Source organism: Chryseobacterium taiwanense (assembly GCF_000813825.1).
Classification (GTDB): domain Bacteria; phylum Bacteroidota; class Bacteroidia; order Flavobacteriales; family Weeksellaceae; genus Chryseobacterium; species Chryseobacterium taiwanense.
The window spans coordinates 173,869-190,870 of the sequence record NZ_JWTA01000005.1 but is presented as its reverse complement, the minus strand read 5'-3'; the positions used below and the strand labels follow the sequence as shown (position 1 = coordinate 190,870).

The following is a 17,002-nucleotide window of genomic DNA, read 5'->3' as shown; positions in this document are numbered from 1 at the left end:
AATTCTTTTTCTTAACTTTTAGTTAATTTGTGCTTGTTTTAAAATAAAAAAAGACAGACCCAAAAGTCTGTCTTAAAAAATATATCGTCTTATTTTTTACTCTACATTCACTACCTTTTCAATTTCAGGAGCGTGTTGTTTAATGGTATTTTCAACGCCTAATTTCAAAGTTGAGAAATTAAGAGAACACCCTGAACAGTTTCCTAAAAGTTTTACATATACTGTATTTTCCTTTACATCGATAAGCTCAATATCTCCTCCGTCTTTATTAAGGAACGGACGAATGCTTTCCAACGCTTCCATTACTCTGGTTACAGTCTCTTCGTGTGTTGTATTTATCTCCATATTTGGGTTTGGTTTTCTTATTTTTTAGGTGAGCAACCCGCCATTGTCGTAATTTTCACTGCCTCAGTCGGAGGAAGATTTTTATTTCTTTCCACAAGACTTTCTATCATTTTCTGTACAGTACCTGTGTAGATTTCAGAAATTTTAGAATTTTCCTGTAATGCTGCAGGTCTTCCTACATCTCCCGCTTCTCTGATGCTCTGAATCAAAGGAATTTCTCCTAATACAGGAATTCCAAGATCATCTGCCAAATATTGCGCGCCTTGGTTTCCAAAGATATAATATTTATTTTCAGGTAATTCTTCCGGAGTGAAATAAGCCATGTTTTCTACCAATCCAAGTACCGGAATATTGATACTTTCCATCTGGAACATCGCAATCCCTTTTCTAACGTCCGCTAAAGCAACGTGTTGAGGCGTACTTACAATTACCGCTCCTGTTACCGGAACTTCCTGAATGATTGATAAATGAATATCACCTGTTCCCGGAGGAAGGTCGATTAATAAAAAGTCCAGTTCTCCCCAAGCTGCATCTCTGATCATCTGGTTCAAAGCTTTTGAAGCCATTGGACCTCTCCATACTACCGCCTGATTCGCACCTGAGAAATATCCGATAGAAAGCATTTTCACACCGTAATTTTCAATCGGTTTCATTAGACTTTTCCCGTCAACTTCTACCGTAACTGGTTTTTCACCTTCTGTATCAAACATGGTAGGAACTGAAGGACCATAAATATCTGCATCCAGCAAACCTACTTTAAAGCCCATTTTTGCTAAAGTCACTGCGATATTGGCAGAAACCGTAGACTTTCCTACTCCACCTTTTCCGGAAGCAATAGCAATGATATTTTTGATTCCCGGGATTTGCTTCCCTTTGATCTGACTTTGCTGAATTTCGCTTGGTTCCGGTGAAACTATCTTAAGTTTTAAATTAATCTCTTCTCCAAATTCACTGGCAAAAGCCTGCTTCATCGCAGCTTCCAGTTTCTTTTTTTCGTGCATTGCCGGTGAATGAGCAGTCATATCAATATACACTTCTGTACCCATGATCTGAAGGTTATTCACCAAGTCTTCTACTTCTATCTCTTTAAGGAAATTTTGTACCTTTTCTTTAGTCAACATAAAAAAATAAATTGTCCACAAATTTACGGAAATTTTACCTATTTAGAATAAGTAAACTTACTGATAGATAAATTCTTTTGCAGAACAAAATTTTGTAGTACTTTAGGGGAATTTTTAAACTGAAAACTGAATGAAAAAAGTAATATTCGTTCTTTTAGGATTGGCAGCCCATAATTTGTTTGCACAAAATTATTCGCAATATGTAAATCCTTTCATCGGAACAGGCGGTCATGGACATACATTTCCCGGAGCCATAGTTCCTTTCGGAATGGTACAACTTTCTCCCGATACACGAATTGACGGAAGCTGGGACGGATGCAGCGGTTATCACTACTCCGACTCTGTGATCTACGGATTTTCTCACACTCACCTCAACGGAACCGGAGTTTCCGATTACGGAGACATTATGCTGATGCCTACCATGGGGAAACCAAGTCTGAATAGCAAAGATTATTCATCAAAATTTTCCCATAAAAACGAAAAAGCAACCGCAGGATTTTACTCTGTTAAATTAGATAAACATAATATTGATGTTCGTTTAACCTCAACAAAAAGAGTCGGCTATCACGAATATACATTCAACAATGCAGGAGATGCTAATATTATTTTAGACCTGAATCACAGAGATAAACTACTAGAAGGTGAAGTAAAGATCATCGACGACAAAACCATCGAAGTTTTTCGTAGAAGTGAAGCTTGGGCAACCAATCAGTACATTTATGCAAGAATCGAGTTTTCAAAACCATTAAAAATTTCAAAAGAATTTTTAACCGGTGAAAAAATTGAAGGAATTAGTGGAGGTAAAAAGAAAATTTCATTTAATGGTAATAAATTAGCTTTAGCTTTTTCAACTTCCGTAAAAAAAGGAGAAAAAATCAGCTTAAAGGTTTCAATTTCTCCAACGGGCTATGAAGGGGCAGTAAAAAATATGTTGGCTGAAGGAAAATCCAACGATTTTGATGCTATTCAAAAGCAAGCGGTTGCAGATTGGGACAAAGAATTATCAAAAATTGAAGTAAAATCTGACGATAAAGATAAACTTTCTGTTTTCTATACGGCAATGTACCATGTCTTTACCCAACCCAACATCAATATGGATGTAGATGGGCAATACAGAGGGAGAGACAACAAGCTGTACTATGCTAAAGATTTCAACTACTACTCTGTTTTCTCTCTTTGGGATACCTTCAGAGGAGCGCATCCTTTGATGTCTTTAATCGACAGAAAAAGAACGGCGGATTTCATTAATACCTTCATTAAACAATACGAACAAGGCGGAAAACTTCCGGTTTGGGAACTGGCTTCCAACGAAACCGAATGTATGATCGGCTACCACTCAGTTTCTGTAATTGCAGACGCAATGGCTAAAGGGATTACAGGCTTTGATTATGAAAAAGCATTCCAGGCCTCTAAAAATTCGGCTATGCTGGATATTTTTGGATTAAATGCTTACAAACACAACAATTATATCGCTATTGACGATGAGCACGAAAGTGTTTCTAAAACAGTAGAATATGCTTATGACGACTGGTGTATCGCTCAGATGGCTAAAATTCTAGGTAAAAAAGAGGATTACCAATATTTCATGAAACGTTCTCAAAACTGGAAAAATCTATACAATCCAAAGAACGGATTCATGCAGCCCAGAAAAAATGGAAACTGGTATGAACCATTTGAGCCGAGAGAGGTGAATAACAATTACACAGAGGGAAATTCTTGGCACTACTCCTACTCCGTTCAACAGGATATTCCGGGATTAATTGCTGCTCACGGAGGAAAGGAAAAATTTGAACAATTTATCGATGCTATTTTCTCAGCTCCTGACAAAACAACAGGTAGAGAACAAGTCGATATCACAGGTTTGATCGGACAGTACGCTCAAGGAAACGAGCCAAGTCACCACATTGCCTATCTTTATAATTATGTAGGAAAGCCTGAGAAAACGGATGCAAAAATCAAATACATTCTTGATAACTATTACAAAAATGCTCCGGATGGATTGATCGGAAATGAAGATTGCGGACAGATGAGTGCTTGGTATATTTTGAGTTCAATGGGAATTTATTCTGTAACTCCCGGATTACCGGAATGGCAGACAACAAAACCTTATTTTGATGAGGTTAAAATTCATTTGGAGGACGGAACCACAAGAACCATCACAAAAAATACAAGTAAAGACGAGCTTAAGAAACTTGGTTTTGAAAATGCAAAATCTTTCAAAGATTACAAATACGATGAGTTGACAGCCACTCCAGTTATCGCTGCAGAAAGAATTTTTGATCTTAATACCAAGGTTGAAATCACAGCTTTGAATCCTGATGATAAAATTTATTATATGACCATGGATGAAGGGGATGCAAACGTCAGAAAGACCTTCAAAGCATACAACGGACCGTTTACGATTACAAAAACAACACAAGTTTCAGCATATGCAGAAAGAAAAGGTGAAAAAAGCTCAATTGTAACGGCCAACTTCAACAGAAGACCGAATAACTGGGATATCACGGTGAATGCTACTCCTACTCCGCAATATACTGCAAGCGGAAAATTATCTTTAATTGACGGAATCAACGGCGATGCCAACTGGAGAAAAGGAGAATGGCTAGGCTATCAGGGACAGACTTTTGAAGCAATTATCGATATGAAGTCTCCTCAGAAAATCACCCAATTGATGGCTACCTTTCTTCAGGATAGCAAGGCATGGATTTTATTGCCGAAAAAAGTTGAATACTATGCTTCAATGAATGGTAAAGATTACGTTCTGTTGGAAACAGTAAATAATTCCCTTGATCCAAAAGATGAAAAGGTTCAGGTAAAAGCCCTTTCTGCAGAAGTTTTACCAACTGAAGCTCGTTATATCAAAGTAAAAGCTTATCATTTCGGAAAACTTCCTGAGTGGCATCAGGGAGCAGGCGGAGATGCTTATATTTTTGTAGATGAGATTTCTGTAAAATAATTATTTTGTAGATAAATAATAAAACACGCTTCGAAGATTCCGAAGCGTTTTTTTATTTCTTAAAAATTGATAATTTTATCTATAAATGATTGATCTTAGTCGAAAAAATTTTATTTTCCTCGTCTTAATCAGTTACTTTGTATATTGATATAAAGCACCATCATGAAGAAGGAAAAAACAAAAGTTTCCAGTTTATCCAAAATTCTAAAAATTTCGGGAATAAGTATAGGCAGCATTGCTCTAATTCTCTATGTTTCTCCCTATTTTTTCAAGGATACGATAAATAGTGGTATCAAAGAAGTTTCTAAAAGCTATGTAAAAACAAAAGTAGATTTTCAGGATTTAGATATTTCGTTCTTTACCCATTTTCCTAATCTTACCGTTACACTTACCAATTCTTCAGTAAAAGGAAACAGTCCTTTTCAGGCAGAAAATTTGATTGATGCCAAAGAAATTGGTTTAGGAGTAGATATCACCAGTCTTTTTGACGACAAGATTATTTTCAATACACTTTATATTGAAAATGCGAATATCCGAATGAAGATCGACAGTTTAGGAAGAAACAATTTTGATATTTTGGTATCAGAAGAAAATGCCAAAGATAAAAACGACTCCAATCTGGCTTTAGCTTTAAAGAATTTCAAAATTTCTAATTCTAATTTTATTTATGATGATCAGCTCAGTAAAACCCATTTAAAATTAGATAATTTAGAATATGATGGATTAATTGACCTGACCAACGATATTTTGAGTTTAAATGCTGAAACGGAAGTTAAAAATACTCTTTTCAGATTAGACAAAGATACTTGGGTAAAAAATCTACCTCTAAAAGGAAAAATCAATACAAAAATTAATATCGATCAGTTAGGATTTTATTTTACAGACAATCCTTTGATTTTAGGAGGATATCCGTTCAATCTTCAGGGAAGCTTAAAAATGCCGAACGAACAGCAGATTTATGATCTAAAGATCACGACTAAAAATGCTGACTTAAAAACTATTCCGGCCATTGTTCCGGAAGCGTATCAAGACTATGCAAAACTGGTTGAAATGAAGGGTAAAACCGACATTTTGTTCACCATGAAAGGGATTTTAAATGCTTCTAAGAAACAAAATCCGGATATCCATATCGAAACGAATATTAATAATGGTTCTTTCAATTATCAGAAATCTTCGTCCCCTATTAATAATTTAAGGTTAACATCTGTTGTTGATATTCCGGCTTTAGATCCTAACCGACTGAAAGTAAAGGTAAATGAACTCGATTTTAGCCTATTAAATGGTTATACAAGAACACATTTTGTTTTTGAGAACGGTTCTCAAATGTTTTCTGAGGGGACAATTGATTCAAATATTAACCTTGAAGCCTTAAAAAATGCGACGGGATATAAAAAAATAGATGCAAGAGGAAATCTTAAACTTAATGGAAACTGGAAAGGTTTTGTGTCTATTGATGCTAAAAAAACATTAAAGAAAGTCCCTTTATTTGATCTAAAAGCTGATCTGAAAGACGGCTATTTCAAAATGAGGGAAATGCCTGCAGCTTTGGATCATATTAATTTGGATATGACTGCCCACAATACGGATGGTAATTTTAAAAATACCGCAGTTTTAGTTCATCATATCGATGCGAAAGCAATGGACAATTACGCCCAAGGAAAAATTGAAGTAAAAAATTTAAACAACTACCCTATTGATGCAGATTTTACCGCAAAAATTCATCTTCAGGATATTTATAAAATCTATCCGGTAAAAGGTATTGATCTTCGTGGTGATCTTTTTGTAAAATCTAAAGCGGTTGGAACATATGAACCTAAACGTAAAAAAGTTCCTGTAAGTAATAGTACTTTATCTTTAAAAAACGGTTTTATAAGATTCGATGAGTATCCTGAGCTTCCTTTAGAAAACATCAATGTAGAAACTCATATAAAAAGCGGAAGAGGTTCTTTTAGCGATTTAGATATCAGTGTTCTTCCCATTTCGTTTACATTGGCAGGAAAACCTTTTACCGTAAAGGCTAATTTAAAAAACCTAAATAACCTCAACTATAGGCTGCACTCCAAAGGACAGCTTAATCTAGGTGACATCTACAAACTCTTCCCTATTGAAGGTTTAGATGTAAATGGCGTTATTTCCACTGATGTTGGACTGAAGGGGCAAAACGGAGCTGCTTTGGACAATATTCAGAACAGAGGTTTTGTGAAAATTGAAAATATCACGATTCATTCTAAATTTTTCCCAAGCAACTTTGTAATAAAAGAAGGTTTGTTTAAACTGAACGGAAGTCAATTGACATTTGAAGATGTAAAAGCACGATACAAAAAGAATGTATTTGTTTTTAACGGAAGCGTGTCTAACTACATCAATTATATTCTAAAAGATCAAAACCTGAGTGGAAGCATCAATTTCACTTCAAAAAAGGTCAATATTGATGACTTTATGGCTTATAATTCGGGAGTATCTTCTAATTCCACTTCTGCGGAAGATGGTGTTATTTTACTTCCAAAAAACCTGAATGTTACCATCAATGGGAATGCCAATGAAATATTATTTAAGGATATTAAACTTAATAACTTCAAAGGGAATCTTGCTTTAAAAAACGGGAATTTAGCGCTTAATGAAACCGAATTTGGGATGATTGGTTCTACCTTTAATGCAAGCGGAACTTATCTCCCGATTAATGCTAAAAAAGCGAAATTCAGCATTAATACGAAAGCAAAAAACTTTGATATCCAAAGAGCCTATAAGGAAATTACGTTATTCCGAGAAATGGTTTCTGCCGCAGAAAAAGCACACGGAAAAGTTTCTCTGGATTATCATCTGGAAGGCGATCTGGGAGCCGATTTCTTTCCAAGATTAAAGACTATAAAAGGAGAAGGTATTTTAACGTTGGAAGATATTCAGTTTTATGGTTTTAAAGTCTTCAACTCGGTGGCTGAGAAAACTTCAACCGGTGCATTACATGATGCTAAAGTGAGTAAAGTTAACATCAAAACAACGATTAAAGACAACGTTTTCACCATAGAAAGAACCAAATTTAAAATTGCAGGTTTCCGCCCAAGAATTGAAGGACAGGTAAGTCTGGACGGCTATATCAATGTCGGAATGCGTTTAGGGCTTCCTCCTTTCGGAATTATTGGAATCCCGATTAAAATTACAGGACCTTCAGACACCTTTAAAGTGGAAACAGGAAAATATCAGAAAGAAGACCTCAGCGAAACGGATGATGATTACAATGACTATCAGAAATCTTTAGAGGAAGAAGCGGCTAAAAAGGCAGAAGCTGAAAAAGCAACCACAAAATAATAGATAAAAAATCCCCATCAAATGATGGGGACTTCTATTTAAAGCACTCCTGCTTGAGTACAATCTTGTGATACAGGAAGGAATGAAGATAAAAACACTGCGCTCACTATTCGATTGTACTTTTCTTTCTGATGTTAATTCAGGTATCTTTTCGTAAACCAAGTATCCAGGAAGTTGATACTTAAATTAATCATGTGATAATTTTCTCTAATTGGAATATTTTTTTGAACGCCGTGAATGCCATATCCGTAATTCACATTCAGAATAATTTTATTGAAAGGAACTCCGAGCCCTACCGTAGCTTCCATTTTATCGATCTTGGCATTATTTACCTTGTAATATCCGGTATCATAGTTAAGCCCGAAACGATAGATAAGTGCATCTGATAATGATTGCGCTCTTCCTCTTTGAGGAAGAATCTCAAAACCCAATCCATAAGTATTTTGTCGGTAATATTTTTCGGGAGTTACAGAGTTCTTCACCTGATCCCACTGGCTTTGCATAAAGTCAAAAGTAGCACGGTATCTGTCATTTTTCAGAATACTGATTCCGGCTCCAAACTCGAAAGGCAGAGAAGAATCTTTTGATGATAGTTTTGTGGTAAGCGTATTGGTATAATCTTTATTTTCAGTATAGCCTACTTCTCCTTTCGCCACCAATTTACTCTTGAAGTTTACTACGGCACCCAAATTCAAGAGAAGCCCACTGTTCTCAAATTCTTTTCTGTACTGTGTTCCCAGACCATAACTAAATCCAGTGTATCGTATATCGCGGCTTATCTCTACTTCTGAAGTGGTGGTAATGGTTTCTTTACGGATAATGGTTCCGAAATTATTTTTTACTTTACCTCCAAAACTCCAGTTATCATTTACTTTATATCCAAAACTGGCTCCCCAATTGGAAATTCCTCCGCTTCCTTCATAAGTAATAGGATATTCACTTGCCGTTCCTTCGATAGGAATAGTTGACGAAATTTTATAATCTGAAGAGGTTGTCGGCTGCATACTTAACCCTACAAAAGCATTTTTTGAAATTCGTAACGCCGCCCCGAAATTGGTAAAGTTGGAACTCAGTCTTTTATCAGTTCCCAAATTACTGGTGATCGTATTGTATTTCATGACCCCACTAATATCAAAAACGACATTTCTGGTAGAAATACTTGTCATCGCAGCCGGATTTTTAGAGTTGATATAATCCGGAGCATCAAGAGCTATTCCCGTATTTCCCAACGCTATATTTCTTGCATTATCAACATTATTAAACATTCCTATCCCAAAATATGAATATGGCGAAGCATTTTGAGCAGAAAGCTTCTGTCCTCCTATGCAAGCAAAAAGTATAGTAATAAGTATTGTTTTATTCTTCTTCATAAATTCTTAATTAATATCCCAACATATAAACTTTCAGCTTGGCAGGATTTGTTTTGTTCTTTTGATCTCCCAATACCGCTTTCCCAGATAAAACATCTGTATAAGAAGAAGGATAGATCAACGTATTATAATTTGAATCTGCAGATTCTGATAAAATAGTATTCACATAGGTTTTAAAAGAGAAATCATAAGAATGCTCATTTTGAAATTCACTGGTATTTGACAGACTTGCCGTAATCTCACTGGATCCGTCACTTTGTGTATAGGTTCCTACAATATGGTTGAGCTTATCACCCCAATAATAATACAATGCAGGAGGATTATAAAAACTGGTAGAATAATATCCGGCAACCGGACTTAGTGAAAGCGTGGCATCTATAACCTTATAATTTTCAAATAAGTTTTTCAACGATTTTAAATAAGGAACCTCTACTTTAGTATAGACCCCAATTCCTGCCATGAGATAGGTTTTATTTCCTAAGTTTTGAGAAGGAATTGGATTTTTAGGGGTAAGATTTGCCAGTTCTGAACCTGAGAAATCATGTCCTATTTTATTATAACTATAAGTTGAACTTGGTCCTAAATCCAATGTGTATTTTACTAGTTCCGTTCCGTTTTGCGAAGTAGTATGGTAATAAAGCCTAACAGTATTTGTCACCTTTTCTTTGGTACTCTTATTAATCTGAACCATATAAGAACCATTCATCCCGAAACGCATCATAGCATTATTATCAGAAGAAGGAACTAATGCTAAACCTTTGAAAAAATTAAGAAAATTTTCCTGAGTGGTTACATCATTATTTTTCAATGTATTAAATATACTTAACCCATAAGACTGATCCAGACGCATCTTTACATAGCTACTGTCAGTTCCCGGTCTTGGATAAAACTCTGCACTTCCTACTGAGGTGGAAGAATAATTGAAATTACTTTTATTATAAAGATATCCGTTATTCAATTTTATTCTATCCTGCATAGGATAAGCATTCAGCTTAAAACTTTTCAATGTATCTCCGTAATAAAAATTGGTATTGGTAAGATACATAACGATAGAGTCAAAAACAGCAGAAGAAGGAGAGGTAATTCCATAGCTGGAAGGCGTAAGTTCAAAAAGAGAAGAAGAAGTTACTTTCCCAAATGTTTGATCCTTTATATTTCCAATCATCATCACACTTTTTCCTGAAGTAACCACCGAGTCCATCATAATAGTAGACATTTTCATGGTAAGAGTGTCTATCATTACCATTTTGGACTGGGCGCTCGTCCAGGAGCTTCCTACTTCATATGTATTGCTCTCATCTTCACAGGAAAAAAGACACAACATTGAAATACATAATAAAAGGTATCTGTACATTTTTTTTTTGCAAACATATAATGAACAGGCTATTGCGGTAAAATTTTTTCTCCCTTTCCTATTGAGTTGTAGACCATAGCAAATTCTACATCGATATTTAATCTATTTAAAATCAACGCAATATTCATCTAAAAAAAATAACCGTTCGCCTACAAAAAATGCATGTTCGTCTAAAAAATTTTCAAAATACTTCAGAATGAGATTTTTTTGCACAAAAAAGAATGAATAATGAATCGTAAACTTTCAATCTTCGCTCTTACTATTGTAGGAACATTTTTAGTAACAAGCTGTAAAAATGATGATGACGAAGAACTAATGGGGAACTGGGTAAGAGTATCTGATCTTGATGGTAAACCTCGCTCTAATGCATCTGCTTTTGTAGTAAACGGAAAAGGATATATAACCGGAGGATATGATGGTGAATATTATTATAATGATTTGTGGAGCTACGATCCTTCTCTGAATGCGTGGACACAAAAAGCCGATTTTCCAGGGTCTAAAAGAAGCTCTGCTGTTGGATTTGCCACTACTTCTTACGGATACGTAGGAACAGGGTATGATGGATTGAATAAATTGAAAGATTTTTACAAATATAATCCTTCAACCAATACATGGAGCCAGATTGCAGATTTTCCGGGAACAGAAAGATATGCAGCTTTAGCATTCGGAATCAATGATAAAGGATATGTAGGAACCGGATATGACGGAAGCGAGTTGAAAGATTTCTATAAATATGATGAAACATCTTCAACATGGAGTGCTATCACAAGTTTAGGAGGCTCTAAAAGAAGAGACGGAACTGTTTTTGTAATCAACAGTACAGCGTATGTAGGGTTTGGAACAAACAACGGAAGCCTTGTTTCTGATTTCTGGGCATTTGATCCTACTTCTGAAACATGGACGAGAAAAGTAGACACCAGCAACGATGACGACTCTCAAAACCGTACTTCTACCGCAGCATTTGCAGCAGGAGGCTTAGGATATGTTTCTACAGGATCTACCGGAGGAGTTGTTAATACAACCTGGGAATATAATCCTGCAACGAATGACTGGACAGAAAGAACAGGTTTTGAAGGTTCTGCCAGAGAAAGTGCTTGTTCATTTTCAATAGGAAATTACGGGTATGTGCTTACCGGTAACAGTGGTTCATCTTATTTTGATGACATCTGGGTATTCCATCCAAATGAAAGTGAGAATGATGATGATTAAAAGATTTGGAAAGTTCCTTATTATTTTGGGATTTTTTATGGTTGGTTGTAAGAAGAAAACCGGTGATTTTGAAATCAAAATTACCCAGCAAGATGGAGGATATGGTTATCAGATCATAAAGCAGAAGAGAATTCTTATCAACCAACCCTATATTCCCGCTATCAATAAGCAACTTCCTTTTAAAAATAGTACGGAGGCTCATAAAACAGCCGATCTTGTAGTGAGTAAAATAGGAAAACTTTCTTTGCCGAGGGTTTCTTTACAAGAGTTGGACTCTATGAAAATTACGTACTAATTCTATTTTTTGTAAAACAATAGATTCCTTCAATTTGGTATTGAAGGAATTTTGTGCTAACAAACCATAAAAAAACACACCACCTATGACCGCATTTTTTAAAACCTTCCGAACCATATACATTTACCACTGGGTAATATGGATTATTCTCATACTTTTCAAACTGTGTATGGATTATGCTGTTTTTGGGAACTTCCTCTTTTTTATTAATGTTAAAATCTTTCTGGTATTCTTTATTCTTTTTTACCTTAATTATAGCGTATGCTTACCTTTTATCATTAAACAAAAACCCAATACGATACTTGCCATCACCATTTCATTTGTTGTAGTGTATGTGGGTTTAATGATTGCTTTTTTCCCTCCGTTGCAAAAGCCCCCTCATTTTCCTCCACCGGGAAATTTTACTAGACCGGGAAAGATGATGAGGTTTCATCAGGATCTTAATTTCCATGACATTTTCTTCAAAATAGGGCTTTTCTCAATTGTTTTCAGTACCCTCCTTTTCTTTGTGGATAAGTGGACGGAAAACGGAAAGAAAATAAAAGAATTAGAATTCGAAAGACAATCCAGCGAACTGAAGATTCTTCGTGAGCAGATTAATCCTCACTTCTTTTTTAATGCCCTCAACAGTATTTATTCTCTCTCTATAGCACAATCTAAAGAAACACCAAGGGTAATCCTTATTTTATCCGATATCATGCGTTACGTATTGAGTACCGAAAACAGGCAAAAAAACAATCTGGATGATGAGATTAATAATATTAAAAAGTACATAGAAATACAATCCATCCGTTTTAAAAAATATAATAATATCCATTGTATGTTTGAAGGAAATTTTGCGACTCACGAAATAGAACCTCTTCTTCTTTTAACGTTTGTTGAAAATGCATTTAAACATGCAGATATAAGAAAAGGACCTTTAGACTTGCTTGTCCGTATGGAAGGTGATGTATTGAATTTCAATATTAAAAATTTTTACGAGAAAAAGAATCCCGACACCTTCAACAGCAATAAACTGGGAATAAAAAATACTAAGATGAAACTTGATCTGATCTATCCTGAAAAGTATCAGCTTTATATCAACGATAATGGATCAGAATATCAAATTAACTTACAACTTCAACTGAATTAACTATGAATTGCATTATTGTAGACGACGAAGAACTCGCACACAACGTTATTGAAGAATATATCTCGAGAATTCCTTTTCTGAATCTGGTAAAAAATTGCTACGATATTCAGGAAACCATTCAGGTCTTACAAAACAACAGTGTAGACCTTATTTTTCTTGACATTAATCTTCCTAATATTACCGGAATAGAATTTTTAAAAAGCTTTAATAAACTTCCTAACGTGATCATCACAACTGCTTACGACGATTGTGCAGTAATGGGTTTCGAAATGGATGTGATTGATTATTTATTAAAACCATTTTCTTTCGAGCGATTCTTGAAAGCGGTTTATAAAAGCTATAACCTTCAGAATAACACAAAGATTTTACAGGAGAAAAGCAATCAGAATCTCTTTAACGACTCTTTTATTTTTGTACGCTCCAATAACGAAGATGTAAAGCTGAATTTAAGTGAAATCATAAGAATCAACGCATTGAAAGATTATATCATTATCTTCACAGAAACCCGAAAGCTGATCATCCATCAAACCATGAAATCTATTTCCGAAAAAATAGATTCCGAGAACTTTATCCGGGTGCACAATTCGCACATTATCTCACTCCGTCATTTGCAAAGTGTAGGAAAAAACACCATTATGATAGGCAATGAGAGAATTCCTGTAAGTGAAAAATACAAAGCTTACCTCAGCAAAACCATTGAAAAATATAAATAAAAATGTTTATTAAAGATTAAATTCAGATAATTTTAAAATATTATAAAACACTTTCTCTTTCAGACCATTGAATTTCCGAAGGAAGTTCCTGGTCAGAAAACTCTATATGGATCACTCTTCTTTTCTTTCCATTCGTAGTACGATTGGAACCGTGAAGCGTTAATGGTTTCATAATCATGATTCCACCTTTTTCTACATTACAGATATGCTCGGTTTCTACGTTCCAGTCAATGGTTTCCGGTCTGTAAATTCCTTTAGCATGTGATGTTGGAACTACTTTTAATGCCCCATTCTGCTCATCTGTATCATCAAGATGAATTCTGATTGTATAAATATTTTCAAGAATATCTAGTGGAGGCTGCACCGCAAACTGATTCTGCTTGGTTGTCCAAGGTCCGAAATTTTCCAGTACCGTCTTTTTATCCACAGAAATCGTCAGATCCTGATGATAGGCAACATACCAGTTTGAGGTTTCAGGTTTATCAAAATAAATGCTTTTCACCACAAAATACTGATCTCCAAAAACTTCTTTGATGATTTTTTTAATATTGTCATTAAAGACAAGATCCTTTACTTCAGGAATTTCCTTTAAAAACTGTCGAATGGCAAAAAGATCTTCCGACTTTCTGAACGTTTCTTTTGAAGTATCAATCTGGTTGATAACCTTCCCTATCTTCTCGATTTCCTCCTCAGAAAAAATATTGCTGATAACAGAAAACCCATTATCAGCAATGTCTTGTTTATAGTGTTGTAAATTCAAAATAAGAAGCTTACAAAATTATTCCTTAAATATCTCCTCCATGATTTTCAAGCTGACCTTCCCATTTAGAAACAGCAGAAGTTGCCAGTGCATTTCCTAGAACATTCGTCATACTTCTTCCCATATCACAGAAATGGTCAATTGGTAAAATAAGTGCAATTCCTTCCGGCGGAATTCCAAACATTGAACAGGTTGCCACAATAATGACCAAAGAAGCTCTCGGAACTCCGGCAATTCCTTTTGAAGTAAGCATTAATACCAAAAGCATGGTGATTTGCTGTCCTACCGTCATTTCTACTCCATAGATCTGAGCAATAAAAATAGATGCAAACGTCATATACATCATACTTCCATCCAAATTGAAAGAATATCCTAAAGGTAAAATAAATGAGACTACTCTATTATTACATCCGAATCTTTCCAATTCTTCTACCAGTTTCGGGAACACGGCTTCAGAGCTCGTAGTAGAGAATGCAATTAACAAAGGTGCTTTTATTCTTCTCAATAAATCGAATAATCTGTTTCCTAAGATTAAATAGCCTACTAATAATAAAACTAACCATAAAACAGCCAAAGCAAAGAAGAAATCTCTTAAATAAATAGCATATACTTTAAAGATCTCAAAACCGTTGGTTGCCACTACAGCTGCAATAGCTCCCAACACTCCAAGAGGTGCAAACCACATGATATACCCTACCATTTTCAGGATTCCATGGGCTATAATATCAAATAATTTAATGACAGGTTGTGCATATTCCTCTCCTAAATTTGCCAAAGCAATTCCAAACATGATAGAAAATACTACAATCTGAAGTACCTCATTCGTTGCAAAAGCCTCGAAAATACTTTTAGGAATAATGTGCTTTACAAAATCTTCCATAGAAAAGCCTTTACTGCTCTTCAACAATTCTTCTGCGGAAGCAGCATCCTGTATCGGAAGCTTGGTTACATGCCCCGGTTCCAACCAGTTCACCAACACCAATCCTATAAAAAGAGACACCAAAGAAGCAGAAATAAACCATAGCATTGCTTTCGTTCCTACCCTACCAATCATTTTAATATCACTCATTTTGGCAATACCTACCACAAGAGTCGTAAATACCAACGGAGCAATAATCATCTGAACCAATCTGATGAAAACAGTTCCCAGCAATTTTATGTTTTTTGAAAACGGTTCCGCACTTTCAGGATATTTCACATGAACGAAACCTCCAATTCCAACTCCTAAGATAAGGGCAATGATGATCGCAAAAAATAGTTTATTTTGTCCTTTCATATATATAATTCAAGTTGCACAAATATAATGTTTTTAAACTTTTGCCTGTTACTTATTCTTTTCACCGCATTTACCCCCCTTTTTATTCCATAAATTTTCCATTTTCATGTTGAATCTTTTCGAGAAATAAAAAATAATTAGCAGAATTTTAATCTTTTGGTATAAATTTTATTATTACATTTACGTATAACATTAAAACCTAAACAACAAAAAAATAACTCTATTATGAAAAAAACAATTGCTATGGCTGCGTTGGCAATCGCAGTATCTTTCGGATCTATTTCATGTAAGAAAAAAATTTCTGATGCAGATCTTCAGACTCAGGCAACAACTATTGTAACTTCCAATCCAGGTGCTTCTGTTGAAGTAAAAGACGGAGTCGCTCATCTAAGCGGAACTTTTGCTGATGAACAATCTAAAAATGCTATGATTGCTCAGTTGAAGACTGTAAACGGGATCAAAGATGTAATGGATATGACAAAAATTGAAGCTCCTGCTCCAGTTGCTCCGGTTGAAACAGCATCTGTAGTAGATCCGGCTATTCAACAAAAAGTACAGGATGCTTTAAAAGATTTCCCTTCAGTAAAAGTAGAAGTTGTGAATGGTGAATTAACGCTTACAGGAACGGCATCTTCAACACAGGCTAGAAAAATCAAAGAATCTGTGGATGCTTTGAAAGTTGGAAAAGTAAACTTTAACTATACCGTAAAATAATTAATATGAGCACATTACAAGACAAATATTCAAGCGTAGTTTCTGCTGCTCAATCTGCAGGAATTTCAAATCTTCAGGTTCAGGAACAGGACGGAATTTTATATGTTTCCGGAAGTGCAACCAATACAGCTGCTAAAGATGCAGTTTGGAATGCTTTGGGAGCAATTGACTCTACCTATTCTGCATCAGATATCAACATTGATGTACAAGTGAGCGGACTGGCTTCTGGTGCTTCTTTAACGGTAGCTACTGAAGAATCTAATTTAAATATCAGACAAGAACCTTCTACAGAAGCTGCTGTAGTAGGAAAAGCAGCAAAAGGAGCTGCGGTAACTTTAATTGAGCAGACTTCCGACGAATGGTGGAAAGTAAAAAATGCTGATGGGCAAGAAGGTTATGCCTATGCAAGATATTTAAGAGCTTAATTCGCAAGATTTAACATTATTTAAAA

The 17,002-nt window shown here is 35.2% G+C and carries 14 protein-coding genes; 8 read left to right on the top strand and 6 right to left on the bottom strand.

Annotated elements, in window-relative coordinates:
- Positions 1–96: 96 nt before the first annotated feature.
- Positions 97–345, bottom strand: coding sequence for a NifU family protein (locus RM51_RS07450; RefSeq protein WP_039367015.1), 249 nt, complete (start codon positions 343–345; stop codon positions 97–99).
- 17 nt (positions 346–362) lie between these two features.
- Entirely contained in the window at positions 363–1,466 is a 1,104-nt protein-coding gene (locus RM51_RS07445) for an Mrp/NBP35 family ATP-binding protein (protein WP_039367012.1), read from the bottom strand.
- A 130-nt stretch (positions 1,467–1,596) separates the two neighbouring features.
- Between RM51_RS07445 and RM51_RS07440 the strand changes: the two genes are divergently transcribed.
- Positions 1,597–4,422, top strand: coding sequence for a GH92 family glycosyl hydrolase (locus RM51_RS07440; protein WP_039367009.1), 2,826 nt, complete (start codon positions 1,597–1,599; stop codon positions 4,420–4,422).
- Positions 4,423–4,584: 162 nt separating this feature from the next.
- On the top strand, positions 4,585–7,728 hold the full coding sequence (locus RM51_RS07435) for an AsmA family protein (RefSeq protein ID WP_039367006.1): 3,144 nt from the start codon (positions 4,585–4,587) through the stop codon (positions 7,726–7,728).
- Between the two features lie 134 nt (positions 7,729–7,862).
- On the opposite strand, the gene RM51_RS07430 is transcribed toward RM51_RS07435, so the two are convergent.
- Together RM51_RS07430 and RM51_RS07425 are read right to left on the bottom strand one after the other, a co-directional pair.
- Complete coding sequence (locus RM51_RS07430) at positions 7,863–9,098, bottom strand: OmpP1/FadL family transporter (RefSeq protein ID WP_039367003.1); 1,236 nt, start codon at positions 9,096–9,098, stop codon at positions 7,863–7,865.
- A 10-nt stretch (positions 9,099–9,108) separates the two neighbouring features.
- Positions 9,109–10,452 carry a DUF4270 family protein gene (locus RM51_RS07425; protein WP_039367000.1) on the bottom strand — a complete coding sequence of 448 codons (1,344 nt, stop codon included), beginning with the start codon at positions 10,450–10,452 and terminating at the stop codon, positions 9,109–9,111.
- A 228-nt stretch (positions 10,453–10,680) separates the two neighbouring features.
- On the opposite strand from RM51_RS07425, the gene RM51_RS07420 reads away from it, so the two are divergent.
- The 4 genes from RM51_RS07420 to RM51_RS07405 all read left to right on the top strand — a co-directional run bounded on the left by RM51_RS07420 (position 10,681) and on the right by RM51_RS07405 (position 13,801).
- Positions 10,681–11,661, top strand: a complete 981-nt coding sequence (locus RM51_RS07420) for a Kelch repeat-containing protein (protein ID WP_052248432.1) — start codon at positions 10,681–10,683, stop codon at positions 11,659–11,661.
- Positions 11,648–11,956: a DUF4907 domain-containing protein gene (locus RM51_RS07415; RefSeq protein WP_165584991.1), complete on the top strand. Its 309-nt coding sequence runs from the start codon at positions 11,648–11,650 to the stop codon at positions 11,954–11,956. The genes RM51_RS07420 and RM51_RS07415 overlap by 14 nt, the downstream gene beginning before the upstream one ends.
- 169 nt (positions 11,957–12,125) lie before the next feature.
- Positions 12,126–13,088, top strand: a complete 963-nt coding sequence (locus RM51_RS07410; RefSeq protein ID WP_052248431.1) for a sensor histidine kinase — start codon at positions 12,126–12,128, stop codon at positions 13,086–13,088.
- Between the two features lie 2 nt (positions 13,089–13,090).
- Positions 13,091–13,801 (top strand): LytR/AlgR family response regulator transcription factor, encoded by a 711-nt coding sequence (locus RM51_RS07405; protein WP_039366993.1) that lies wholly within the window; start codon positions 13,091–13,093, stop codon positions 13,799–13,801.
- A gap of 40 nt (positions 13,802–13,841) precedes the next feature.
- On the opposite strand, the gene RM51_RS07400 is transcribed toward RM51_RS07405, so the two are convergent.
- Complete coding sequence (locus tag RM51_RS07400) at positions 13,842–14,561, bottom strand: phytanoyl-CoA dioxygenase family protein (RefSeq protein WP_039366991.1); 720 nt, start codon at positions 14,559–14,561, stop codon at positions 13,842–13,844.
- A 25-nt stretch (positions 14,562–14,586) separates the two neighbouring features.
- Positions 14,587–15,837: a dicarboxylate/amino acid:cation symporter gene (locus RM51_RS07395; RefSeq protein ID WP_039366990.1), complete on the bottom strand. Its 1,251-nt coding sequence runs from the start codon at positions 15,835–15,837 to the stop codon at positions 14,587–14,589.
- 225 nt (positions 15,838–16,062) lie between these two features.
- Between RM51_RS07395 and RM51_RS07390 the strand changes: the two genes are divergently transcribed.
- On the top strand, positions 16,063–16,551 hold the full coding sequence (locus tag RM51_RS07390; protein WP_039366988.1) for a BON domain-containing protein: 489 nt from the start codon (positions 16,063–16,065) through the stop codon (positions 16,549–16,551).
- Between the two features lie 5 nt (positions 16,552–16,556).
- Positions 16,557–16,976 (top strand): SH3 domain-containing protein, encoded by a 420-nt coding sequence (locus RM51_RS07385; protein ID WP_039366986.1) that lies wholly within the window; start codon positions 16,557–16,559, stop codon positions 16,974–16,976.
- Positions 16,977–17,002 lie beyond the last annotated feature (26 nt).